The organism is Cobetia sp. 3AK, assembly GCF_029846335.1.
Classification (GTDB): domain Bacteria; phylum Pseudomonadota; class Gammaproteobacteria; order Pseudomonadales; family Halomonadaceae; genus Cobetia; species Cobetia marina.
Genome location: NZ_JARWKR010000003.1, coordinates 289,811 through 313,768 on the forward strand (window position 1 = coordinate 289,811; position 23,958 = coordinate 313,768).

Annotated in this window: 17 protein-coding genes and 9 tRNA genes; 9 read left to right on the forward strand and 17 right to left on the reverse strand. The window is 61.7% G+C overall.

From position 1 onward, the window contains the following. Positions 1–5: 5 nt before the first annotated feature. The 4 genes from rpsR to rnr all read right to left on the reverse strand — a co-directional run bounded on the left by rpsR (position 6) and on the right by rnr (position 4,712). Positions 6–233 carry a 30S ribosomal protein S18 gene (rpsR, locus tag QD228_RS05980; RefSeq protein WP_024952281.1) on the reverse strand — a complete coding sequence of 76 codons (228 nt, stop codon included), beginning with the start codon at positions 231–233 and terminating at the stop codon, positions 6–8. Between the two features lie 26 nt (positions 234–259). Beyond that, a complete protein-coding gene (gene rpsF / locus QD228_RS05985; protein WP_065392636.1) occupies positions 260–640 on the reverse strand; it encodes a 30S ribosomal protein S6 in 381 nt (126 codons plus the stop codon). A gap of 258 nt (positions 641–898) precedes the next feature. After that, entirely contained in the window at positions 899–1,654 is a 756-nt protein-coding gene (gene rlmB, locus QD228_RS05990) for a 23S rRNA (guanosine(2251)-2'-O)-methyltransferase RlmB (protein WP_240704295.1), read from the reverse strand. A 340-nt stretch (positions 1,655–1,994) separates the two neighbouring features. Continuing rightward, positions 1,995–4,712 (reverse strand): ribonuclease R, encoded by a 2,718-nt coding sequence (rnr, locus tag QD228_RS05995; RefSeq protein ID WP_084209409.1) that lies wholly within the window; start codon positions 4,710–4,712, stop codon positions 1,995–1,997. Positions 4,713–5,064: 352 nt separating this feature from the next. Here rnr and QD228_RS06000 point away from each other — a divergent pair. From QD228_RS06000 to QD228_RS06015, 4 genes are all read left to right on the forward strand, one after another. Then, positions 5,065–5,151 (forward strand) — tRNA-Leu (locus QD228_RS06000). 124 nt (positions 5,152–5,275) lie between these two features. Continuing rightward, positions 5,276–5,362: transfer RNA gene (locus tag QD228_RS06005), tRNA-Leu, on the forward strand. A 42-nt stretch (positions 5,363–5,404) separates the two neighbouring features. Further along, a tRNA-Leu gene (locus QD228_RS06010) sits at positions 5,405–5,491 on the forward strand. A 100-nt stretch (positions 5,492–5,591) separates the two neighbouring features. Continuing rightward, positions 5,592–5,678, forward strand: a tRNA-Leu gene (locus tag QD228_RS06015). Between the two features lie 284 nt (positions 5,679–5,962). Here QD228_RS06015 and QD228_RS06020 read toward each other — a convergent pair. Beyond that, positions 5,963–6,829, reverse strand: a complete 867-nt coding sequence (locus QD228_RS06020; RefSeq protein ID WP_279874780.1) for a DNA/RNA non-specific endonuclease — start codon at positions 6,827–6,829, stop codon at positions 5,963–5,965. Positions 6,830–7,283: 454 nt separating this feature from the next. Between QD228_RS06020 and QD228_RS06025 the strand changes: the two genes are divergently transcribed. Next, a complete protein-coding gene (locus tag QD228_RS06025) occupies positions 7,284–7,601 on the forward strand; it encodes a high-potential iron-sulfur protein (protein ID WP_077378804.1) in 318 nt (105 codons plus the stop codon). A gap of 93 nt (positions 7,602–7,694) precedes the next feature. Here QD228_RS06025 and QD228_RS06030 read toward each other — a convergent pair whose 3' ends face one another. The 6 genes from QD228_RS06030 to QD228_RS06055 form a co-directional block, all read right to left on the reverse strand. Further along, a complete protein-coding gene (locus QD228_RS06030) occupies positions 7,695–9,269 on the reverse strand; it encodes a SpoVR family protein (protein ID WP_077378801.1) in 1,575 nt (524 codons plus the stop codon). Between the two features lie 46 nt (positions 9,270–9,315). After that, positions 9,316–10,599, reverse strand: coding sequence for a YeaH/YhbH family protein (locus tag QD228_RS06035; protein WP_084209411.1), 1,284 nt, complete (start codon positions 10,597–10,599; stop codon positions 9,316–9,318). A 97-nt stretch (positions 10,600–10,696) separates the two neighbouring features. Continuing rightward, positions 10,697–12,619: a PrkA family serine protein kinase gene (locus QD228_RS06040; protein ID WP_077378796.1), complete on the reverse strand. Its 1,923-nt coding sequence runs from the start codon at positions 12,617–12,619 to the stop codon at positions 10,697–10,699. Positions 12,620–13,299: 680 nt separating this feature from the next. After that, positions 13,300–14,340, reverse strand: a complete 1,041-nt coding sequence (locus QD228_RS06045) for a low specificity L-threonine aldolase (protein ID WP_103751481.1) — start codon at positions 14,338–14,340, stop codon at positions 13,300–13,302. 211 nt (positions 14,341–14,551) lie between these two features. Then, positions 14,552–15,667: a pyridoxal-phosphate dependent enzyme gene (locus QD228_RS06050; RefSeq protein WP_279874781.1), complete on the reverse strand. Its 1,116-nt coding sequence runs from the start codon at positions 15,665–15,667 to the stop codon at positions 14,552–14,554. A gap of 263 nt (positions 15,668–15,930) precedes the next feature. Further along, on the reverse strand, positions 15,931–17,958 hold the full coding sequence (locus tag QD228_RS06055; protein ID WP_279874782.1) for an NADPH-dependent 2,4-dienoyl-CoA reductase: 2,028 nt from the start codon (positions 17,956–17,958) through the stop codon (positions 15,931–15,933). 318 nt (positions 17,959–18,276) lie between these two features. On the opposite strand from QD228_RS06055, the gene QD228_RS06060 reads away from it, so the two are divergent. Further along, positions 18,277–19,392 carry an AraC family transcriptional regulator gene (locus QD228_RS06060; protein ID WP_279874783.1) on the forward strand — a complete coding sequence of 372 codons (1,116 nt, stop codon included), beginning with the start codon at positions 18,277–18,279 and terminating at the stop codon, positions 19,390–19,392. Positions 19,393–19,565: 173 nt separating this feature from the next. Here the strand turns inward: QD228_RS06060 and QD228_RS06065 are convergent. The 6 genes from QD228_RS06065 to QD228_RS06090 form a co-directional block, all read right to left on the reverse strand. Next, a tRNA-Asp gene (locus QD228_RS06065) sits at positions 19,566–19,642 on the reverse strand. Between the two features lie 4 nt (positions 19,643–19,646). After that, positions 19,647–19,723: transfer RNA gene (locus QD228_RS06070), tRNA-Val, on the reverse strand. 50 nt (positions 19,724–19,773) lie between these two features. Then, positions 19,774–19,850 (reverse strand) — tRNA-Asp (locus QD228_RS06075). 40 nt (positions 19,851–19,890) lie between these two features. Beyond that, a tRNA-Asp gene (locus tag QD228_RS06080) sits at positions 19,891–19,967 on the reverse strand. A gap of 77 nt (positions 19,968–20,044) precedes the next feature. Beyond that, positions 20,045–20,120 (reverse strand) — tRNA-Val (locus tag QD228_RS06085). A gap of 214 nt (positions 20,121–20,334) precedes the next feature. After that, a complete protein-coding gene (locus QD228_RS06090) occupies positions 20,335–21,165 on the reverse strand; it encodes an alpha/beta family hydrolase (RefSeq protein ID WP_279874784.1) in 831 nt (276 codons plus the stop codon). Positions 21,166–21,315: 150 nt separating this feature from the next. Here QD228_RS06090 and QD228_RS06095 point away from each other — a divergent pair, with 150 nt between their 5' ends. The 3 genes from QD228_RS06095 to QD228_RS06105 are packed head-to-tail and all read left to right on the forward strand — an operon-like array spanning position 21,316 to position 23,686. Then, positions 21,316–22,755 carry a cbb3-type cytochrome c oxidase subunit I gene (locus QD228_RS06095; RefSeq protein WP_279874785.1) on the forward strand — a complete coding sequence of 480 codons (1,440 nt, stop codon included), beginning with the start codon at positions 21,316–21,318 and terminating at the stop codon, positions 22,753–22,755. Next, the gene (locus tag QD228_RS06100; protein ID WP_279874787.1) at positions 22,752–23,411 is read left to right on the forward strand and encodes a cbb3-type cytochrome c oxidase subunit II; all 660 of its coding nucleotides are present in this window, start codon (positions 22,752–22,754) and stop codon (positions 23,409–23,411) included. The genes QD228_RS06095 and QD228_RS06100 overlap by 4 nt, the downstream gene beginning before the upstream one ends. Next, positions 23,408–23,686: a hypothetical protein gene (locus QD228_RS06105; RefSeq protein WP_279874788.1), complete on the forward strand. Its 279-nt coding sequence runs from the start codon at positions 23,408–23,410 to the stop codon at positions 23,684–23,686. The genes QD228_RS06100 and QD228_RS06105 overlap by 4 nt, the downstream gene beginning before the upstream one ends. The last annotated feature ends 272 nt before the right edge of the window (positions 23,687–23,958 follow it).

The following is a 23,958-nucleotide window of genomic DNA, read 5'->3' on the forward strand; positions in this document are numbered from 1 at the left end:
TCGCCTTACTGGTGGCTGTCGCTGTACGGCAGCAGTGCCAGGTAGCGCGCACGCTTGATGGCAGTCGCCAGCTGACGCTGATAACGCGCCTTGGTGCCGGTGATGCGGCTCGGGACGATCTTGCCGGTCTCGGTGATGTAAGACTTCAGGACTTCGATGTCCTTGTAGTCGATCTGCTTCACGCCTTCAGCGGTGAAGCGGCAGAACTTGCGACGACGGAAAAAACGTGCCATTGCAATGACCTCCTGGGGGTGCGGTATCAGTTAGCGTCTTGAGTTTCGGCTTCGTCACGCTTGTCTTCGCGACGCGGACGCTTCTCTTCAGCCGGCTTCATCATCGGAGACGGCTCGATGGCCGCTTCCTTTGCACGCACAACCAGGTTACGAATGACGGCGTCGTTGAAACGGAAGATGGTCTCGAGTTCCTCGACCACTTCACCGGTAGTTTCGACGTTCATCAGCACGTAGTGGGCCTTGTGGATCTTGTTGATCGGGTAGGCCAGGTGACGGCGACCCCAATCTTCCAGACGATGCACAGTACCGCCGGCTTCGGTCACGATGGAGGTGTAACGCTCGATCATGGCCGGAACCTGTTCGCTCTGGTCCGGGTGGACCATGAACACGATCTCGTAGTGACGCATGGCTTGGCTCCTTTCGGTTTGACAGCCTCCACGGCGCGTCTCGGGCCGGGAAGCAAGGAGTGGAGTGATTACTACGGTTGTGTCATTCGGGCTCGAAAGCCACGTACAACGCGCGCGGGCGAGGACAGGTGCCCCCATGCCGCGCATTCACTGCAGACTGCACTTCACAGAACCGCAGTATTGTAGAGAGGTGTCAAGGGCTTGGCAAGCGACACGTCGCGAGGCACGCCTCATGCCCTGACACCCCCATTCTCGCTGTCAGCCGTTGCGGCGCTGACGAACGGCTTCAAACAGGCAGATACCGGCCGCGACCGAGACATTCAGACTCGAGACACTGCCCGCCATCGGCAGCTTGATCAGGCTGTCGCAGTGCTCGCGCGTCAGGCGACGCATGCCCTTGCCCTCAGCGCCCATCACGATGGCCACCGGCCCGGTGAAATCGGCCTCGAAGGCCATGGCCTCGGCTTCACCAGCCGTACCCAGCACCCAGACACCGGCTTCCTTCATGGCATCCAGCGTGCGGGCCAGGTTGGTGACCTGATAGACCGGCACCACTTCCGCTGCCCCACAGGCGACCTTGCGCACGGTCGCGTTCAGGGAGGCGGACTTGTCCTTGGGCACGATGACACCATGGGCACCGGCGGCATCGGCGCTGCGCAGACAGGCCCCGAGGTTGTGCGGATCCGTGACCGAATCCAGCACCAGAAACAGCGGCGCTTCCTCATGGGACCAGCCATCGAGGCGCAGCTTGAGACCAGTCTCGTTCTCGGTGGCGAGCGGCGCGCACAGAGCGACCAGCCCCTGATGGGCACCACCGCCGGTGGACAGCGCATCCAGCTCCTCACGCGCCTTCAAGGTGACGCGTGAACCAGCGGCACGCGCCTGCTCGACGATCTCGTTCAGACGCAGCTCGGCCTCGCCTGCCTGCACCCACAGCTCGCTCGGCGCGCGGCCGCGTGCCAGCAAGGCTTCCACGGCGTGTACACCATAGACGGCTTCCAGGCCACCGGGGATCTTCGGTGCGCCAGTGCGAGCGCCACCTCTGCGGGCCCCGCCACGTTCCTGGCGCTGAGCGCCACCACGCTCACCCCTTGAGTGCTCGCCTCGAGAGTGCTCACTTCGAGAATGGCTACCGCGCTCGCCAGCGGGCTTGCCGCGGCCGGGCTTGCGCCCCTTGTCCTGACTCATAGTGCCTTCCTGCCTGATGGCCCTGACAGGGCCCTGTCACTTGGACGGAAACTGAGCTGTCGCCATGGCGACAGCCATGAAATCCTGCGAACTCACGGCCGTGCAACGCATCAGCCCCGACCATGGCCGGGGCTGATGAATGCTGCACGGTGAATCTTGCCGGCGGTCAGCTGCGGCCGTTGCCGCGACGCCCGCGAGAACGGGAGCCGCGCTTGCGCGACGGATCATCCTTGCCAGCGGCACCCATCGGCGCGACTGCCGCGAACGGACTGTCAGCAGATTCCGGACCGCTCGGCACCGCCGGGCGCGCCGCTGCCGGAGACTCAGGCGCGGACGGACGCTCATTGCCGGTGGAGGGCTTGCGCTCGCCGCGACCGGAACGCTCATCACGCTCGCTGCGCGGCTTGCGGGCAGGACTCTCCTGCGCAGGCGTCTCGGACGCTCCGTCCGTACCGCCACCCTGGCCTTCCTGACTGACTTCTTCCGTCAGGGACTTGAGGCGCTCGCGCTCACGCTTGCCGGGGCGACCCTTGGGGGCAGATTCCTTGCCGGAGGCAGCACCGCTCTTGCCGCTTGCGGGCTTGTCAGCATCACGCTCGCTGCTGCGTGCCTTGCGCGGCTTGCGCTTGGGACGCGGCGTCGGGTCACTGAGCATGAAGTCGATCTTGCGCTCATCCATGTCGACGCGAGCCACCTGGACGGTGACGCCATCGCCGAGACCATAGCTGACGCCGGCACGCTCACCCTTGAGACGATGCTTCTCGGCCTCGTAGTGGTAGTAGTCGGACGGCAGCGAGGAGATGTGCAGCAGGCCTTCGACGTAGTAGGCATCCAGTCGCACGAACAGGCCGAACTGGGTGACCGCCGCGACGGTACCCTCCAGCACTTCACCGACCTTGTCCTTCATGAACTCGCACTTGAGCCAGTCGTTGACGTCACGCGTCGCCTCATCGGCGCGGCGCTCGGTCATCGAGCAGTGCTCACCCAGCTCGAGCATCTGCTCGAAGGTGTACGGGCACCATTTGGTCGGACGCTCGGTCACGGCATCTTCGGCGCGCAGCACGGTGTCGGTCTTGCGCGGACCACGGATGACGGAACGGATCGCACGGTGCACCAGCAGATCAGGATAACGACGGATCGGCGAGGTGAAGTGGGCGTAGGCATCGTAGGCCAGACCGAAGTGACCTTCGTTCTGCGGCGAGTAGACCGCCTGGGTCATGCTGCGCAGCATCACGGTCTGGATGATGTCGAGGTCCGGGCGCTCGGCGATCGAGGCACGCAGTGCCTGGAAGTCCTTCGGCTGTGGCTCATCGCCACCTTCCAGCGTCAGGCCCAGCTCACCCAGGAAGGCGCGCAGGTTGTTGAGACGCTCAGGTGCCGGCTGCTTGTGGACACGATAGAGGGCCGGCAGATCGTGCAGATCCAGGAAGCGCGCCGTGGCGACGTTGGCCGCCAGCATGCATTCCTCGATCAGCTTGTGCGCGTCATTGCGCGTACGCGGCACGATCTGTTCGATCTTGCGCTCATCGTTGAACAGGATCTGCGTCTCGGTGGTCTCGAAGTCGATGGCACCACGCTTGTCGCGCGCCTTGCGCAGCACACCGTACAGCGCGTGCAGGTTGTGCAGCGACGGCAGCAGTTCGTTGTACTGCTGACACAGCGCCTGACCTTCCTCACTTTCCGGGTCCGTCAGCATGGTGCCGACCTTCTCGTAGGTCAGGCGCGCATGGGAACGGATCACGGCTTCGAAGAAGCGGTAGTCGAGCATCTCGCCATCGGCGGCGGAAATGGTCAGCTCACAGACCAGCGTCAGACGATCGACATGCGGGTTGAGCGAGCACAGACCATTGGAGAGCAGCTCCGGCAGCATCGGCACGACCTGACCCGGGAAATAGACCGAGTTGCCGCGCACGTAGCCTTCCTGATCCAGCGGACTGCCGCCACGCACGTAATGCGATACATCGGCGATGGCGACCAGCAGCTTCCAGTTGCCGTTGTCGTCCTGCCAGGCGCAGACGGCGTCATCGAAGTCCTTCGCGTCTTCGCCATCGATGGTGACCAGTGGCGTCTCGCGCAGGTCGATACGCCCCTTCTTGTCCTCTTCCAGCACTTCGGCGGAGATGGTCGAGATCTGGTCCTCGACTTCCGGCGGGAATTCGCTGGGGATGTCATGCGAGCGGATCGCGATGTCGATCTCCATGCCCGGGTCCATGCGCTCACCGAGCACCTCGACCACTTCCCCCACCGGCTGCACGCGTGTCGCGGGCTGCTGGGTAATGCGCACGGACACCACCTGACCGTCCTTGGCACCATTGGCCACACGGTTGGGGATGATCACTTCCTGCGCGATGCGCGAATTCTCCGGAATCAGTACCCCGAAGTCCGGCTCGGATTGGCGATAAATGCCGACGAGCGTCTGGGTATTGTGAGCCAGCACCTCGACGATGGTGACTTCATCACGACCACGGCGATCACGGCCGCTGACGCGCGCCAGCACCTGATCACCATGGAAGACGCGACGCATCTGGCGCGGCGGCACGGCAAGATCCGGCTTGACGCCATCTTCGCGCGCCAGGAAACCGAAACCATCGCGATGGCCGACGATGCGGCCACGGATCAGGTCCAGCTTGTCGATCAGTGCATAGGCACCACGACGATTGCGCAGCACCTGGCCATCACGCTCCATGGCATTGAGGCGACGGCGCACGGCTTCCTGCTGCTCGTCGTCCTCGAAACCGAGCATGCGGCTCATGTTCTCGTGGGTAATGGGCTTGCCATACTCTTCCAGCTTGTCGAGAAGATACTCGCGACTGGGGATGGGCTTGTCGTACTTATGGGCTTCGCGTTCCGCGTGCGGGTCGTCGCTGAGCGTCCATTGGGTCATTAATCAGGATTCCTTGACGATGAATTCGAGACGGGCAGCGGGCGCGGCACGGAATGACTGGTTGTCTCTCATGCGCGCATTATAGCCCCTACCATTGGGCCGACCCAACCATTCCCCAACCTTCCGACTCCCGGAAGCTCGTCAGAGTGATGCAGGAGGCCTCATTTCATGGCTTTCTTCCATGGCTTTGCCAAGCGCTTGTTTTTCCATCGGGTCTTCCAAAGCTTGCACCATCTCGAAGTTCCGGCCAGCAAGGCAGACGACCGAAATGCGTCATGCAGCCCCTGACGCCACAAATAAAACAGAAACCTCTTGCATTCCCTCAGAAGATCCGTATTATTCGGCACCACTTGCCCAGATGGCGGAATTGGTAGACGCGCTAGCTTCAGGTGCTAGTGTCCGTATGGACGTGGAGGTTCAAGTCCTCTTCTGGGCACCAATTTCAGGTTTCATGTTGACGTGACACACGTTAGGATGGATACCGGAAAACGGGTAAAGCATTCAAGTTTCAACAACTTGGACTGCTGATCCGGGTCCTTGGACCAAAACGAGTTCTGATGTCTGCCCAGGTGGCGGAATTGGTAGACGCGCTAGCTTCAGGTGCTAGTATCCGTAAGGATGTGGAGGTTCAAGTCCTCTCCTGGGCACCACGGATGTCAGACTCACGATGAACGACCCCTGTATCGCGCTTCGCCCAGATGGCGGAATTGGTAGACGCGCTAGCTTCAGGTGCTAGTATCCGTAAGGATGTGGAGGTTCAAGTCCTCTTCTGGGCACCACGATGCGCACTCGAACGGGGAACATGGTATCCACTACCAAGGATTTCATGGTCGTTCCGCTGCAAGGCTCTGCTCTTGAGACTTCAGCACACAACTTGATGCCCAGATGGCGGAATTGGTAGACGCGCTAGCTTCAGGTGCTAGTGTCCGTATGGACGTGGAGGTTCAAGTCCTCTTCTGGGCACCATCAAGTTGTCATCCGATGTACTTTCTCGCAGCGCCCGCTGCTCACATCGCGATACTCTCCCCCTGCTATCAGCTTCATTGCTTTATCCAGACCTGCGGCGCCCTGCGTTGTCTTTCGCGTGCTCCCAGAAACACAGATCCCCCCCAACGCCTGCTGACTTGTCCACACCCGCTTCCACTGCCTGGCCTGTGGATGGATTTCCTGCGACTGCGCGACGAATATCCCCGGACGCATCCTTCTGCACGACCCATTGCCTCCCCTGCGCCATCAGAGTCATCAGACACTCAATAGCGTGACGGGATGCGGCTGAAACTCTCGACCTGCCATCCATCACGACGTACCGAGGCTTCCAGGCGCTGCTCGATATCGTCCGGCAACTCATGGAAGAAATCGAAACCGGTGAGAGATTCGATTCTATCGATGCTGACCAGAAAGCGATCCAATGGCTCATCCCCTCTTACCTGCTGAGGAAAGAGAAACGCCAGGGCGCGAGGCGCCTGCCGAGCAGTGCCGGGCGAGACGATGATCTTGTAGAAACCATCCGGAATCTCGATCAGATTCGGCAGACGCTCGATCTCTCCCGTGAAGACCGGGCCTGCGGTGATCCACAGCGCCTCTTCCCGCGGCAGAATCCTGTCCATGATGGCCGCCTCGAGTCGCTGCCACAGCTTGCGATTGAGCGCCGGTGTCTGTGGCGAGATATTGGTCATGCGAAACGTCTGATGCTGGGCCTTGACCCCGTAGATCTTGCCGATGGCGTAGTTGGGCGCCAGGAGTCCGCGGTCGTAGCCACTGTTGCGATAGCTGTCCGGCGTGACGGGCCATAGCGAGCGCCAGTCGCGCTCGAACTCGTCAGGACGCTCCCCCAGCCGCGACCCCTGGGTATTCTCGAGACGCCATGTCACCCATAACGGGTTGGCGCGCAGATCCGACCACCCCACCAGGTAGGCATCGCTGCGCAAGCCACGCGCCAGCGTCTTCCAGTCAAGTTCACGTGCCTCAGGCACTCCCTGCCAGGCGTAGAACTGCTGGTAATCACGCTCCTGCCACCACCACAGCCCGCCTCCCACCAGCGCGAATGCCACGCTGACGCCAAACCCTCGCCACAGCTTGCGACCGGCCGAGCGAATATCATCCATCACATCCAGCATCCCGCCATTTCCTTCTTGTCGTTGCCATTGCCTCGGCAAGGCATGCGCTCGTCATTCCGTCACGACCCGCAAGCCGCAGCAACTTCATTCACGTTCTACCGTAGCATTCCATCATGCCAGAGTTCCGTTCGCGAGGCTGACGGCCGCCCCAACTCAAGCCACAATAAGCAGGCAGCACTTGCTTCATGCACCATCAGCGAGCAGATATCCACGAAGGGGATCATCCCGACGGCGGATACCGCAGAATCTGACCGTATGATCAGTATCTGGCATGCCACCTGCATCTTCCCGTACCAGGATGCTTGCGACCAGCCGCGCCACACAGAGCGCTCATCAAGACGCCCGTGGCACGAGTGACACTGCAACGATCGACATGAAAGCGCCTCCTGACAGGCGAGCCGTGACCGCAGCACATCCCACCGGCTGTGCTCCAACGATGAGAAGGAATCTGACCATGGCTGATCAAAGCCGTCGTAACTTCATGCGCAACAGCCTGCTGGGGCTTGCCGCCCTGCCATTGGGTGCTGCCGTGCTCTCGCCGCGCGCCCTTGCCGCCGACCTGCCCCCACTGGATACCGACAACCCGCAGGCAAAGGCGCTCCACTATGTGGAAGATGCCAGCGAAGCCAGTGATCACCCCGCCTTCAAGCCCGGCTCCGACTGCACCAACTGCATGTTCTACAAGCCGGAGAACAAGGGCTGTCAGCTATTCCCCAGCAATAGCGTGGCACCCGAAGGCTGGTGCCAGTCCTGGACCAAGCGCCCGGCATGATACCGGCGGCGCCTCGGACCTGATACGAGAAGACCGCCTCGGGAGCCAATCCCGAGGCGGTCTTTTTCATGGCTGTGTTACCGGGACCAGACGTCAGCTCGCAGTGGATCCGGAAGCATCCTCCGGCAACGGCCATTGGTAGCGGCGCGCGATCTCATCCTGCTCCAGTGATTCGAGATGCACCGGGAACCCCCACAACTGATGCAGATAGCGCATTACGGGATAGACGCTGCGTGACAGCGGGCGACGATCATCCTGGACATGGCGCAGCGTCAGCGAGCGATCTCCCCGGATATTCGCGGCCCACACCTGGATGTTCGGCTCGCGATGGCTGAGCGCATATTGCACCGACAGCGCCTCTCGAATGCGCTTGTAGCCTCGACTATCGTGAATGGCATCGATGAGAAGATGCTCATCACTGTCGTCATCCACCAGCGAGAACAGCTTGAGATCACGGATCACCTTGGGCGACAGGAACTGCTGGATGAAGGACTCGTCCTTGAAGTTGCGCATCGCGAAATGCACCGTCTCCAACCAGTCACTGCCGGCGATGTCGGGGAACCACTCACGGTCCTCGTCGTCAGGATTCTCGCAGATGCGCTTGATGTCCATGAACATCGCGAAGCCCAGCGCATAGGGGTTGATGCCATTGTAATGCGGGTGATCGAAGCCCGGCTGCTGCACCACCGAGGTGTGCGACTGCAGGAACTCGAGAATCACCCCCTCGCCGATCAGCTGCTCATCATAGAGTTGATTCATGATGGTGTAGTGCCAGAAGCAGGCCCAGCCTTCGTTCATCACCTGGGTCTGGCGCTGCGGGTAGAAGTATTGCGCCAGCTTGCGCACGATACGCACCAGCTCCCGCTGCCAGGGCTCCAGCAACGGTGCATTCTTCTCGATGAAGTAGAGCAGGTTCTCCTGAGGCTCAGGAGGGTAGCGACCACGACGATGCAGACCCAGTGGGTCGTTGACCTCATCGATCAACTCATCCTCCTCCTCGGCCTGCGGAATGGTGGTCCACAGCGCATTCACCTGAGCCTGCAGATAGGCCTCACGCTCCTGCTGACGCTGGATCTCCTCTTCCGGCGAGATGGGCGAGGGACGCTTGTAGCGATCGACGCCATAATTCTGGAGCGCATGACAGGCGTCCAGCAGCTGCTCAACCGCATCGACACCATGGCGCTCCTCGCACTCGGACACGTACTTCCGGGCGAAGACGAGGTAATCGATGATCGCCGAGGCATCCGTCCAGGCACGAAACAGGTAATTGCCCTTGAAGAAGCTGTTGTGGCCATAACAGGCATGCGCCATGACCAGAATCTGCATCATCAGGGTGTTCTCTTCCATGAGATAGGCGATGCAGGGATCGGAATTGATCACCAGCTCATAGGCCAGTCCCATCTGTCCGCGCCGATAGGCCTGCTCCACCGAGAGAAACTGCTTGCCGAACGACCAATGGTGATAGCCCACCGGCATGCCGATGCTGGCATAGGCATCCATCATCTGTTCGGAAGTAATGACTTCAATCTGATTGGGGTAGATATCCAGCCGATACTGCGCAGCGATACGCGCAATCTCGTGCTCGAAATGCTCCAGAAGCTCGAAGGTCCAATCGGAGCCACTGGCCGGTTGCTGATTTTCCAGTCGATTATCACGTCTCTGGCTCATGGGGCCTCCCGGCCCGGCAGATGGCCGGGCGCGTCACATGATGCGATCAGGCGCTGATGCGGCGCTTGAACAGCTCTCGAAATACCGGGTAGATATCGCCCGCCTCGACAATCTGCTGCATGGCGAAGCGATCCGGAAATTCGGCTTCGACTCGCTCATATTCTTCCCACAATGCCTGGTGCGCATGCGGGGTGATCTCCACGTAGGCGTAATATTGCAGACGCGGCATCAGCTTCTTGATCATCAGCTCGCGACAATTGGTGGAATCGTCATCCCAGTTGTCACCATCGGACGCCTGAGCCACGTAGAGATTCCATTCACCCGCCGGATAGCGGGATTCGATCACTTCATCCAGCAACGTCAGAGCACTGGAGACGATGGTGCCGCCGGTCTCTCGGGAGTAGAAGAACTCTTCCTCATCCACTTCCTTGGCGGCGGTGTGGTGGCGAATGAACACCAGCTCGACCTTCTCGTAGTTGCGTTCCAGAAACAGATAGAGCAACAGGAAGAAGCGCTTGCCGATATCCTTGTGCGCCTGGGTCATCGACCCCGAGACATCCATCACGCAGAACATCACTGCCTTGTTGGACGGCATCGGCTGATTGATGAGGTGGTTGTAGCGCAGATCATAGGTATCGAGAAACGGCACCGCCTTGAGGCGCGCTTCAAGACGCTCGATTTCCGCCTTGAGCTCGGCAATGCGCACCTTGTTGCGCAGCACCGGATCCTTGCGCTCCTCAAGCTCCAGCGCGTCAGTGGCCTCCTTCAGCGCCCGCTTGATGGGGGATCGCATGGCGATACGCCGCGCCTGGGCTGAACGCATCGAGCGCACGATATTGATCCTGGCGGGAGTGCCATCGCGAGCGATGCCCGCCCGCACCGGACGTACTTCATCCATGTCCGCGATCTGCTTGCGCTCCAGATGCGGAAGCTCCAGACCATCGAACACGAATTCGAGAAACTCCTCGCGCGACAGGGTGAAGGCAAAATCATCCTCGCCCTCGCCCTGGTTGGAGGCCTGACCTTCTCCGCTGCCGCCACCGCCGCCGCCGCCACTCGGGCGGCGCATGCGATCACCTTCCACGAACTCCTTGTTGCCCGGGTTGATGACACGCCGCTTGCCGCCCTGGCCATGCTGGAAGACCGGCTCCGAGATATCGCGAGTCGGAATGGAGACTTCCTCGCCACGCTCCATGTCGGTGATGGAGCGCCGATTGACGGCATCCTCCACCGCCCGTTTGATATGGCTGCGGTAGCGCCGGATGAAGCGCTGGCGATTCACCGCACTCTTGTTGCGCGCATTGCTGCGTCGATCAATGAAGTAACTCATTCGCCCTCCTTGCCGGCCTCGCGTTCAGCGAAAGACCGGATGGCAAGTGCCGGCGGCAATCACGCCCGCCGGCAGGCCTGTCGTCAGTCGGCAGGGCTTACTGCGACTTGCGCACTCGCAGATACCACTCGGACAGCAGACGCACCTGCTTCTCGGTATATCCGCGATCCACCATGCGCGCCACGAAATCCTCATGCTTGCGCTGATCCGATGCCGATGCCTTGGCATTGAAGGAGATGACCGGCAGCAACTCTTCGGTATTGGCGAACATCTTCTTCTCGATCACCGCACGCAGCTTCTCGTAGGACTGCCAGCCCGGATTCATCCCGTTGTTCTGCGCGCGAGCGCGCAGCACGAAGTTGACCACTTCATGACGGAAGTCCTTGGGATTGGAGATGCCTGCCGGCTTCTCGATCTTCTCCAGCTCCTCATTGAGCGACTGACGATTGAGCAGCTCGCCAGTCTCGGGGTCACGGTATTCCTGGTCCTGAATCCAGAAATCAGCGTAGGTCACGTAACGATCGAAGATGTTCTGGCCATACTCGGAGTAGGACTCGAGATAGGCGGTCTGGATCTCCTTGCCGATGAAATCGACATAACGTGGGGCCAGATACTCCTTGATGAAGCGCAGGTAACGCTCGTGGGTCTCCTTGGGCAGCTGCTCCTGCTCGAGGCGCTGCTCCAGCACATAGAGCAGGTGCACCGGGTTGGCAGCCACCTCGCTGGCATCGAAGTTGAAGACCTTGGAGAGGATCTTGAAGGCAAAGCGCGTGGACAGACCATCCATGCCCTCATCGACCCCCGCACTGTCACGGTACTCCTGGATCGACTTGGCGCGAGGATCGGTATCCTTGAGATTCTCGCCATCATAGATGCGCATCTTGGAATAGATACTGGAGTTCTCAGGCTCCTGCAGGCGCGACAGCACGATGAACTGGGACAGCATGCGCAAGGTGTCTGGCGCACATGGCGCATGATTGAGCGACGAGTGCTCCAGCAGCTTGGCGTAGATCTTCACCTCCTCCGAGGCTCGCAAGCAGTAGGGCACCTTGACGATGAACACGCGGTCCAGGAAGGCCTCGTTGTTGCGATTGTTGCGGAAGGCCTGCCACTCGCTCTCATTGGAGTGCGCCAGCACCACGCCATCGAAGGGAATCGCCCCCATGCCTTCGGTGGGGTTGTAGTTGCCTTCCTGAGTCGCGGTCAGCAGCGGGTGAAGCACCTTGATCGGTGCCTTGAACATCTCGACGAATTCCATCAACCCCTGGTTGGCCTTGCACAGTCCGCCGGAGAAGCTGTAGGCATCCGGATCATCCTGGGCATAGAGCTCAAGCTGACGGATATCGACCTTGCCGACCAGCGCGGAAATATCCTGGTTGTTGTCATCGCCCGGCTCCGTCTTGGAGATGGCGATCTGGTTCAGGCGGGATGGGTAGAGCTTGACGACACGGAACTGACTGAGATCTCCGCCATATTCCTTGAGACGCTTGGCCGCCCAGGGCGACATGGCGCTGCGCATGCAGCGGCGCGGGATGCCATATTCCTTCTCGAGCACCTCGCCATCCTCTTCCAGCGAGAACAGGCCCAGCGGCGACTCGTATACCGGTGACCCCTTGATGGCATAGAAGGGAATCTGCTCCATCAACAGCTTGAGCCGTTCGGCCAGCGATGACTTGCCGCCGCCGACTGGCCCCAGCAGATAAAGAATCTGCTTGCGCTCCTCAAGCCCCTGAGCCGCATGACGGAAGTAGGACACGATCTGCTCGATGGCCTCCTCCATGCCATAGAACTCGGCGAAGCTGGGGTAGCGTCGAATCAGCTTGTTGGAAAAAATCCGGGAAAGACTGGGATCCTTGGCGGTATCGATGACCTCCGGTTCACCGATGGCCGCCAGCATTCTCTCGGCAGCGCTGGCGTAGGCAGAACGATCCTGCCGACATAACTCCAGGTACTCCTGGAGACTCATCTCTTCTTGCTGGACCCGCTCGTAGCGGCTCTGCACGTGATCGAAGATGCTCATGGAAGCCTCCTTGTCGCGACTCGGGGTCGCTGGGACCATCGCCGGGGCCACTCCTGTACGATGACAGTGGTACCAGGTCACTTGATGCCCCGCGCTGCTGGCGCTCAGGTGACTGCCTCGGCGTGTTTATCAGCATAGATCGATATAGGTAGCGAGTGTCCAATACATGGACCCACCGCATTCAACGAACTTTCGCCACCCGAATGGACAACCTCGTCCCTGCATGACAAGCGCGATCTGGAACGAGGCAGGAGTGACGCCTCCTCGAGCGCACCGTTGCGCAAGAATTGCCTCGCCTCGTGGCCGTTGAAGCCCCTCCTCCTGAAAGGCACCATGTCTGCCACGTCGCACTGCAGCACACGTTCAGAATAGGGACAGAGCGGCGAGTCTCGCCAGCCAGTCCTTGCACATATCCGGCCCCACGAGGTGTCGCCAGCGACTCGATGGCGACCCGAAGGCGAATCGATGACATGCGAAACCGCCGACGCGGGCGGCCACGAGGCGACTGCTGACAGAAGCCTTGGCCGTAGCGATCACTGACCTTGTCACACCCCCGCAAGGGCATGGACGCATCGCAACGTCCTGAAAAATCTTCATGAAAAAAAAGCCCATCGGATGGCCGATGGGCTTTTTTCACTTTTCAGCACACGCTACGAGAGTGTCACTCTCAGTCCCCTTTCTTACAGGGCACTCTGGATATCAGAAAGCAGAGCATCCAGAAGATCCGTACTGGTATTCCAGGAACATACGAAGCGTGCGCCACCTGCGCCGATGAAGGTGTAGAAGGTCCAGCCACGCTCACGCAGCGCCGTCAGCACATGCTCGGGGAAGCTGGCAAAGACGCTGTTGGCCTCACAGGGAAACAGCAGTTCGATGCCGTCCAATGCCTCGAGTCGCTCGGCCAGATACTGCGCCATGGTGTTGGCATGACGTGCGTTGTCCAGCCAGACGTCATTCTCGAGCAGCCCCATCCACGGCGCGGCGATGAAACGCATCTTGGAGGCAAGCTGACCGGCCTGCTTGCAGCGATAGTCGAAGTCACGGGCCTGCTCGCGATCAAAGAATATCACCGCCTCCCCCATCGCCAGCCCATTCTTGGTACCAGAGAAGCACAGCACGTCCACGCCGGCCTTCCAGGTAAGCTCGGCCGGAGAGACGCCCAGCGAGGCACAGGCATTGGCAAAGCGCGCGCCGTCCATGTGGATCTGAAGATCATGACGGTCGGCCACTTCGCGAATCGCCTGAAGCTCTTCCAGGCTATAGACGGTGCCGACTTCGGTGCACTGGGTCAGCGAGATGACACGCGGACGCGGATAATGGATATCACTGCGCTTGGTGACCAGTCGCTCGATGCCTTCAGGCGTCAGCTTGCCATTCGGACCCGGCGCATTGAGCAGCTTGGAGCCATTGGAGAAGAACTCCGGCCCTCCGCATTCGTCAGTCTCGATATGGGCCAGTTCATGGCAGATGACGCTGTGATAGGACTGACACAGATGCGCCAGCGACAGGGAATTCGCCGCCGTGCCATTGAAGACGAAGAATACCTCGCACTCGGTCTCGAACAGCTGACGGAAGCTGTCCGTCACCTGTTGAGTCCAGCGGTCGTTGCCATAGGCGAGATCATCATCCTGATTGGCTCGCATCATGTATGCCATCGCCTCGGGGCAGATACCGGACGTGTTGTCACTGGCCAGAAAACGTGATGTACAGGTGTCATCGATGTCAGTGGCCGCGGAGCGGGTCGTGGCGAGGGCGTCAGTCGTCATGGGAGTATCCAGAGCAGAGCAAGGGGTCACCTTGCCCGATGAAACGAACGCGGTACCCGGGATGGCAGGCACCACAGTAGAAATCCCATCATAACAGCGCTGCATGCCGCCGCCAGCCATGATCCGACGCGACCATCACGACGGGACGGCCATGCAGGAAAATCCCTCAGGCAGCATCGAGAGCCGGGTACCCTCTGCGCCCCTGCAGACCGCCCGTATGCAGAACCCGTACACGAGTCCCGGGGGCGATCATCCCGTTGGCGAGGTGGTGGGCCAGTGAGGCAAACAACTTGCCGGTATACACCGGCTCGACCTGCAACCCGGTCTCGGCCTCGAAGCGTTGGATGAAGTCGATCAACCAGGCGGGTGCCTTGGCGAAGCCGCCCGCCTGCGCTCCCAACCACAGCCCCCACTCCGGTGTCTTCTGCTCACTGCCGCCGCTCCGGGCCAGCAGACGACGCACACGGTGATAGAGCTGATCTCCGTGATTCATGGTCGGGACGCCAATCACACGCAGACCATCACGCTCTCCCAGCGCGCTCAGAACACCCGCCAGCGTGGTCCCGCTGCCGCAGGCCATCAGTACCAGCTGGGGCGCTGGCTCTCCGTTGCAAGGTGTCACCAGCGCCTGTGCCAACGGCTCGAGCCCCGCCACCCCCTCCACGCTGCCCCCACCTTCCGGCACCCACAGAGCATCACTGAAGCGGGCGGAGAACCCGGGCTGGTCGCGCTGTTTGTATTCCGCCCGTGAGATGAAGTTCAGGTGCATGCCGTTGGCCATGGCATCCTTCAGCGTCGGCGTCAGCGGAGCTTCCGGATGCCCACGCACCAGGCCATGCGTCGCCACCCCCAGACGCGCCCCGGCAGCCGCCAGAGCATGCAGGTGATTCGACCAGCCGCCGCCACAGCTGATGATGCCTCGCCCCTCGCTGAGCGCTCGCGCCAGTGGCAGACGCAGCTTCCATGCCTTGTTGCCGGATATCTCGGCATCCAGGGTATCGGCCCGCAGGCATTCGACCACCACCCCAGCCTCGCGGGCCACGCGCCAGTCAAGACGCTCCACCCGTGGCAGGGTGAACAGCTCGAGCAGTGCTTCCAGGCCGCCCTCTGCCGATGAGGAGTCGGCCTCGAGCGAGACGATCGGCGAGGCCGCGACAATCGCTGAAGACGCGACAGCAGCAGGAGAGGAGAGCGCGCCTTGAGGCGCGGACAGGACCGTGGCGCCATCCGGCGGCAGAGTCTCGTCGGTGGATTGGCGAGAAGCGGCTGCGTGCGATGACATGAGCGAGTCCCATCGTGGTGATGCGCCGTGAGAACGGCAGAGGGCGGAGAGACGACAAGGCCATCACGGCCGTCATTGTCACGCAGACACGACGGCCGTGATGGCCGTGATGGCCGTGATGGCCGTGATGGCCGTGATGGCCGTGATGGCCACTCTCAGTCTAGGCAGAGCTTCGGCTCAACTCAACGCTGAATATCCCCATCTCGCCGACACTCGCTCCGCCACAAAAGGCGACCCGGCCAGCCGAGACTCCCGGGAGCGGGCTAGAGGGCTGCGGCCGCCATGGTGCCCTGCGCGATGGCGCGCTTGGCATCCAGCTCAGCGGCTTCATCGGCGCCACCGATGATGTGCAGCTCGATCCCTGCCGCCTCCAGGGGCGCCTTGAGCTCCAGCACCGACTCCTGGCCGGCACACAGCACGATACTGTCGAGCGCCAGATGCTGGACCTTGCCATCAATGCTGACGGTCATCCCCTCGGCATCGATGGACTGATAATCGCAGCCCGCCACCATCTTGACTCCGCGCTGCTTGAGGGTGGCCCGGTGCACCCAGCCGGTCGTCTTGCCCAGATGCTTGCCCGGCTTGGAGGTCTTGCGCTGCAGCAGCCATACCTCACGAGGGCTCTCGCCGGGCATCGGTGTCTTGAGACCGCCGGCGGTGCTGACCGAGAGATCCACCCCCCACTCCTCGCACCACAGCTCGCCATCCAGCGAGGGTGACGGCTCACGATGCGTCATCAACTCCGCCACATCGAATCCGATGCCTCCCGCACCGACCAGCGCCACACGTCGCCCCACTCGCTCCGGAGCACGAATCGCCTCGCCATAGCTGAGCACCTGGCCACGCGAGATGCCCTCCTCGATACCGGGAATCGCGGGCGTACGCGCACGCACGCCACTGGCCAGGATCACGGCATCGAACGCTGCCAGCATCTCCGCGGTGGCACGCGTATTGAGCCGAACCTCGACACCATTGCGTGCCAGCGCCTCGTTGAAGTAGCGCAGTGTCTCGTCAAACTCCTCCTTGCCCGGAATGCGGCGCGCGAAATTGAACTGCCCGCCGACTTCCGCCTGCGCCTCGAACAGCACCACCTCATGACCACGCTCTGCCGCGGTGACGGCCGCCGACAGACCTGCTGGACCACCTCCGACCACGGCGACACGCCGCACGCGGCGGGCAGGCTCGATCACCATCTCGGTCTCGTGGCAGGCTCGCGGGTTGACCAGACATGAGGTCAGCTTCATCTGGAAGGTGTGATCAAGACACGCCTGGTTGCAGGCGATGCAGGTGTTGATGATCGCGGCATCATCCGCCTGCGCCTTGCTGACCCACGCCGGGTCAGCGAGGAACGGACGCGCCATCGACACCATGTCGGCATGTCCCTCCGCCAGTACCGACTCGGCCACGTCCGGCATGTTGATGCGATTGGTGGTGATCAGCGGCAGACTGAGCTCCGCCTTCATGCGCTGGGTCAGTCCGGTGAAGACGGCACGCGGCACACTGGTGACGATGGTGGGCACTCGTGCCTCATGCCAGCCGATCCCGGTATTGATGAGGCTGGCACCGGCCGCCTCGATGGCCTTGCCCAACGCGACCACCTCGCTCCAGGTGCTGCCCTCATCGACAAGATCCAGCATCGACAACCGATAGATGATCAGGAAATCCTCGCCCAGCGCCGCGCGGATGCCCGCGACGATCTCCACCGCCAGACGGATGCGATTCTCGAAGCTGCCACCGTATTCATCCTCACGCTGGTTGGTCCGTCGACAGATGAACTGGTTGATGAAGTAACCTTCGGACCCCATCACCTCGACACCGTCATAGCCCGCTTCGCGTGCCAGGGTGGCACAGCGTACATAATCCGCGATCTGGCCTTTCACTTCCTCGGTGCTCAGCGCCCTCGGCATGAAGGGGTTGATCGGGGCCTGAATGGCAGATGGCGCGACCTGATCCGGAGAATAGGCATAGCGACCGGCATGCAGGATCTGCAGGCATATCCGCCCGTCCTCGGCATGCACGGCATCGGTCACTTCACGATGACGCTGCGCCTCCTGTGAGGTGGTCAGCTTGGCCGCCCCCTGCATGACCGCGCCCTCCGGGTTCGGGGCGATCCCTCCCGTGACGATCAGGGCGACACCATGACGGGCACGCTCGCGATAGAAGGCCGCCAGGCGCGTGAAGCCATTGGGAGCTTCCTCGAGCCCGGTATGCATCGACCCCATCAGCACGCGATTCTTCAGCGTGATGTGTCCCAGCTTCAGCGGACGGAAGATATTCGGATAGGCAGTCATGGCGCTTGCTCCTTGCCGTCGCACTGGCGTGGCCGTCAACCGGACCCTGGGACACCAGTACGCGGAACTCATCAGGTCGTCATTGTCATCTTGTCGCCTTGCGTTGCTCGTGCACGTTGGCGGTAGACACGTCAGGGCGACGCACACCCAAGGCAAACAGTCGTATGAATCTCGATACGCTCAGTGTAGTGCATCATCGCTTGCACTCAATGCGCCTGGAGGACACATTGATATCCTTGCAGGACATGCCCTGCGCAATATCCGGCCGACGGCAAGCCTCGCGCTTGTCTCCCCGACCTCTCGACACGAGCCAGCCCCATGCAATTAGGAGAAGTCTCGGTCAGCCTGGCGCACCTCGTTGCACGTGCCCTGGACGCGCGCAACGTGCACGCCGAGCCCATCATGCAGCCCTACACGGGCTGGCCGCTGCCGGACGACGGAGATGCCCGGATCGGCATCGCTCGCTACATGCGTCTGGGCCATGCCGCCATCACTGCCAGCGGTGATGAACTGTTCGGCCTGGAGATGGCCGCTCAGATTCGCCCGGGAGACTTTCTGCTCCCCGGACTTGCGTGTGCCTGCGCCCCCACTCTGGCGGCAGGGCTGACGTTGCTGTGCGAGGCTGAGGCACTTTACAGCGACAACAGTCGTGGCCATGGCCATTTCGAGCGCCAGGCCACCGGCGGCTGGCTGAACTTCTACTCCCTCGCTCCCTACAATGCCTACAACCGCTTCGTGGTCGACAGCGTACTGGGAGGCTGGTGGCATCTGGCTCGCCAGCTGAGTGGCGATGCCTTGAGCGATGCATCGCTCGAGATCGATTACATAATCCCCCGCTCGCCGGAGGACAGCTCTCCGCTCACCCCCTCACCAGACGATATGCATGAGCAGACGGAGAAGCGCTGGCGCTGGCGATATGCCCGACGCCTGGGCCTGCCTGCGAGCCAGTTGCACTTCGCGACAGGGCGCAATCGGCTGTGGCTTCCAGACAGAGTATTGAACGCCCCTACCGTGCAGGCAGCACCGGTCGCCTTTGCCCAGCTTCGTCAACAGATCACGGAGCGACTGGAGAGCCGTCAGGGCCCTCATGACACGCTGTCACGCACACGACGTGCCATTGCCATGCGGCTTTCGGGGCGCGCACCCGGACGCGACGAGATCGCAGCGGCCCTCAATCTGCACCCGCGTACCCTGGCCAGACGACTCGCTGCCGAAGGCTGGCACTACGAGGGGCTACTGGATGACACACGCCGCGCGCTGGCCGAGCGTTATCTGCGCGACACCCATCTGAGCCTGAAGGAAATCAGCTGGGTACTGGGATTTGCCGGTCCGGAAAGCTTCCAGCACGCCTGCAAGCGCTGGCACGCCAAACCACCGGGTGCATGGCGCAGACAGCACCGCGCATCCAGCCGAACGGATAGCTCACGGACCTGAAACACGAAAAAGGGTCGAACGGGAGACGAGGAGACGTCCAGAAGGAAGGCAACAGCGAGGAAGGCAACAACGAGGAAGGCAACAACGAGGAAGGCAACAACGAGCATCTTGCTGGCCAAAAACGCGAAAACCCGAGCACGAGGGCTCGGGTTTCACGAATTCTGTAGATCGAGTGGCGGACTGGACGGGACTCGAACCCGCGACCTCCGGCGTGACAGGCCGGCATTCTAACCAACTGAACTACCAGTCCACATTGGTGGGTGATACTGGATTCGAACCAGTGACCCCAAGCATGTGAAGCTTGTGCTCTAACCAACTGAGCTAATCACCCAACACAGACGATCCTTGCTGCAAGCAGCGGTGACATCGCGTCATTCTGAATGGCGGACTGGACGGGACTCGAACCCGCGACCTCCGGCGTGACAGGCCGGCATTCTAACCAACTGAACTACCAGTCCATTCAGAACAACTCAACATCGGGCGCATGACAAACGGTAGTGGCGGACTGGACGGGACTCGAACCCGCGACCTCCGGCGTGACAGGCCGGCATTCTAACCAACTGAACTACCAGTCCACTGCAACGTTTGCTTCTGCTGACGAACCAGGCCATTTAATCAAGTAACGCTTTGATAAGCAATAACTTTTTTCAAATGGTGGGTGGTACTGGGTTCGAACCAGTGACCCCCAGCTTGTAAGGCTGGTGCTCTACCAACTGAGCTAACCACCCCTGTCTCGTTGGCGCTGCATTCTACGGAATCCGCCCCATGAGTCAATACTTTTTTTACAGGAAGTTTCAGAATACTCCTCGACAGGGTCTTGATAAGACTGGATTTTCCCAGCACCACTCACCTGTAGCCCAGCAACCATCAGCATTGTGTCAGCATTCTGACATCAGGATGCCACGAGGGAGAAAATTCGTGTCGCTCATGGATTGACACCCATCAGCGCAATGCAGGGTGTGCAAGGATCGCTGCCACCGCTGAGCGAATCAGTCCCTCACGCGTCTTGCCGCTCGCCTTGCGAGGCTTGAAATCATGCTCGCCATCCTCCAGCCAATGCAGGCTGATGGTGCATGGCAATCCGTAACCTTCGACTTCCTCGCGATGACCAAAGGGATCTCGCGTGCCCTGGCAGATCACGCCCGGGGCATTGATGGCCGCCAGATGCTCGGTTCGCAGCGTGTCCGGCTTGCCGGTCGGGTGAAAGGGATAGCCCAGCGCATACCAGCCCAGGGGCGACATCCGGCGCGGGCCTGATGAGGGGGCTGGCATGCCTCGCCCCTCCAGCTCCTGCATCACATGCGAGGCCACGCGACTCCCCATGGACTTGCCACCAAGCAATACCCGGCATGTCGCCAGAGACGCTCTGGCGGCAAGACTGGCGGCCAGCGCCTCATGCCAGCGCGTCATCTCCTCAATCAGCCCGGGCAGCCGCGGCGGCGGACGACGGCGTGCCTCGCAGCGCATCTTGACGAGGTAGGCGAAGTCGAATCCCAGCCATGCCGCCCCCTGGTGCACACAGGCCTTGCCGAACTGCTGATGGAAATCGGTCTCGCGTCCGGCGCCCGCCCCATGGGCATGCAGCAGAATCACCTGCCGAGGGCTGCCATGAATCTCCAGCGGACCGAACGAGGCCACCCAGCCTCGCCAGGGGCCGCGCGCCGTCAACGCCTCCTCTGACAGCTCCAGACGCTTTTCCAGCTCATCGGCGATGGCGTCAAAGGAAGCGACCTTGAAACCTTCCTCGGCGTAGGGGGTGGGAACGGCCGCCACATTGGACGCATCCCGATCTTCGTCCGATGATGAAGTGACAAGAGACACTCAGTGTCCTCCCTGGTAGCTGAAATGAATGCTGAATCGTCTCGTGAGTCGTGCTCTCTTCAGGAGAGCACATCGCTGTTCACTGCATGATGAGGTCATGACATGGGCACAGCACCTGATGGAGCAGGCGCCTCTCACGAGGTGATTCGCCAATTTGGCACGACGGCCATTCTTTCAGGCGCCGTCAGTCTATTGCTGGCGGTATGGCTGACCGCCGTGCAGTTGTGGCCAACCCTGGCCCCGCCCATCGCCTGGCTGAGCCATGGCCGTCTCGCCATTGTGCAACAGCATCTGCTGCTCTTCGGCCTCGGCGGCTCGGCATTGATTGCCAGCCTGTATTCACTGGTCAATCATGACACGCAAGCCCGGCCAGGCCAGCGGCGTCTCCAGCGGTTCACGCTGCAGGCCTGGCAGACGATTCTCGTGCTTGGCAGCATATCGATTGCCGCGGGCTTCGCGTCGGGGCATGGCCAATCCGAATATCCCTGGCCACTCAACCTGTTGATGCTGGCAGTGTGGATCGCGGTCGCGTGGCTCTTCCATGTCAACTGGAAGGCAGGACCGACAGCGCGCCTGCCCGTGGCTGGCTGGTGCTTCATTGGCTGTCTGGTGATGATACTGATGCAGCATACCCTGCTGTCACTGGCGGTGCCCCTGGGCCCGCTGACATCGTTGACCATGTTCTCAGGCAGTCTGGACGCGCTGCTGCAGAGCTGGCAGAAGGGAATGCTGCCCGGCGGCATGCTGGCACTGGGCTTCATTGCCATGGCGTATCAGGCACTCTCGGGACTGCCCCGCCAGCCCCTTCACTCTCACCGTCTGGCCATCATCAGCTTCTGGCTGCTGGTATTGCTGCTGCCCTGGAGCGGTGCGGTGCTGCTGCACGCCAGTGCCCTGCCCCAGTGGAGCCAGGCGCTGGGAATGGCGATGGGGCTCCTGCTGCTGGCGCCGGGACTGGCCATTCCTCTCAACGGCCTGCTGACCCTCAAGGCGGACTGGCCCTCCCTGCGCCATCATCCTCAGACCTGCCTGCTCGGCGCGGCCCTGCTCTTTCTGGCCATCAGCGTGATGGAGCATGTGGCACTGTCCATCGCCCCGCTCAACGACATGACCTTCAGCGCCGCCGGCAGCCTCTCGCCGGCCGGCACACTGGGCGTCATCGGTCTGGTCAGCGTGCTCATGCTCTACCGTCTGCGGCTGCCTGAAGCACCCTCGGCGCTGATCATGACCCACGCCTGGCTGGCCATCGCCGGCACGTTGCTCTGCATCGCTGCCAGCTGGACCACCACCCTGCTGCAGGGCAGCCTGTGGCATGCCGTAGACGCAGAGGGACAACCGCTGCACTCCCTCGCCGACGTCCTGGCGGTGGCTCGCCCGCCGATGCTGATGACGCTGGCGGGGCTGAGTTGCTGGGCACTCGGCCTGCTGCTGATGGCAGCGTATCTCCTGCGCGCCTCCCGCCGACCCATCACGCGCCCCTCTACCCAGCAGGCTCGTCACCACATCGGGCATTCACACGCTCGGGGGAGGACACCGGCATGAGACACGTACTGCTCGAACGGCATCCGGGCCTGATGGCCGCGCTCTGCGTGATGGCGGCAAGTGTCGGCGCGCTGGCCCAGTTGCTGCCTCTGGGGTTTCAGGAGGCAGGGCAAGAAGTGACACCGCTGGATGCGCTGGCGCTGGAGGGACAGCGCCTTTACCTGCGGGAAGGCTGCCAGCAATGCCATACCCGAATGGTGCGGGATCTGCCGGGAGACCAGGCACGCCATGCAAGCCGGGACGCCGCCTCCCGCCACCTCATGGAGCGACCGGCCCTGTGGGGCAACGCTCGTCATGGCCCTGACCTGAGCCGCCTCCCGGCGGAACATGATGAGTCCTGGCAACGTCTGCACCTGTACTCGCCGCGCCACAAGGTGGCGGATTCCAGCATGCCGGCCTACCCCTGGCTATTCGAGCACGCCCTGAGCGGCGAGGGTGTCGCCGAGCGAATGCGGGCCCTGCAGGCGTTTGGCGTGCCCTACCGAGACGACGAGATCCTCGCGGCGCCCGCCCGGGTACGCGGCAAGGCCGAGGCGACCGCTCTGCTGGCCTATCTTCAACAGACGGATCCCCTTCGGCACTCATCCGCGACAATACCCGACCCGACAGGGGAGACACTCGCCACACTGACACTGACGACAGGAGCTGCACCATGAACCTGCTGGCAAACGTCGATCTGCCACTGTTCTGGCAGGCATGGATCAGCATGCTCACGCTGGGCAGCCTGGCCTTCTGCACGCTGTTGCTTGTCGGGCTTCGCTCGCGCAGCACCTCACCCGATGATGACCTGCAGGGAGATGGGCCAGGCGACGAACACCGCATTGACGGCACCCCTCAGCCGGACAGGCCGCTGCCGCTGGTCTGGAGTCTGCTGTTTCTGCTCACACTGCTGGTCAGCATGGGGCAGATCGTCATGTCCTTGAGGGGATGATGTCACCTGGCTCTCCCGAGTCGGATGAGGCAGGGCGTCGCAACCTGCCCCTTCGGGAGGTTCTGCGTCTAGAGTCATGCAGGACATCACGACACAATCAGAATTATCTAATATAATGCGCGCGATTCACGGAGCACTTCACATCCCGCCCCACAGGACGGGAACCCGTTCTGGGAAGTGCGCCTGACAGGTATCATTGACGGACAGCACCGACAGGCAGCAGCGACTCAGTCCATGAGGATGCTGCCTCTCCGTACAGGACCATGGAATCG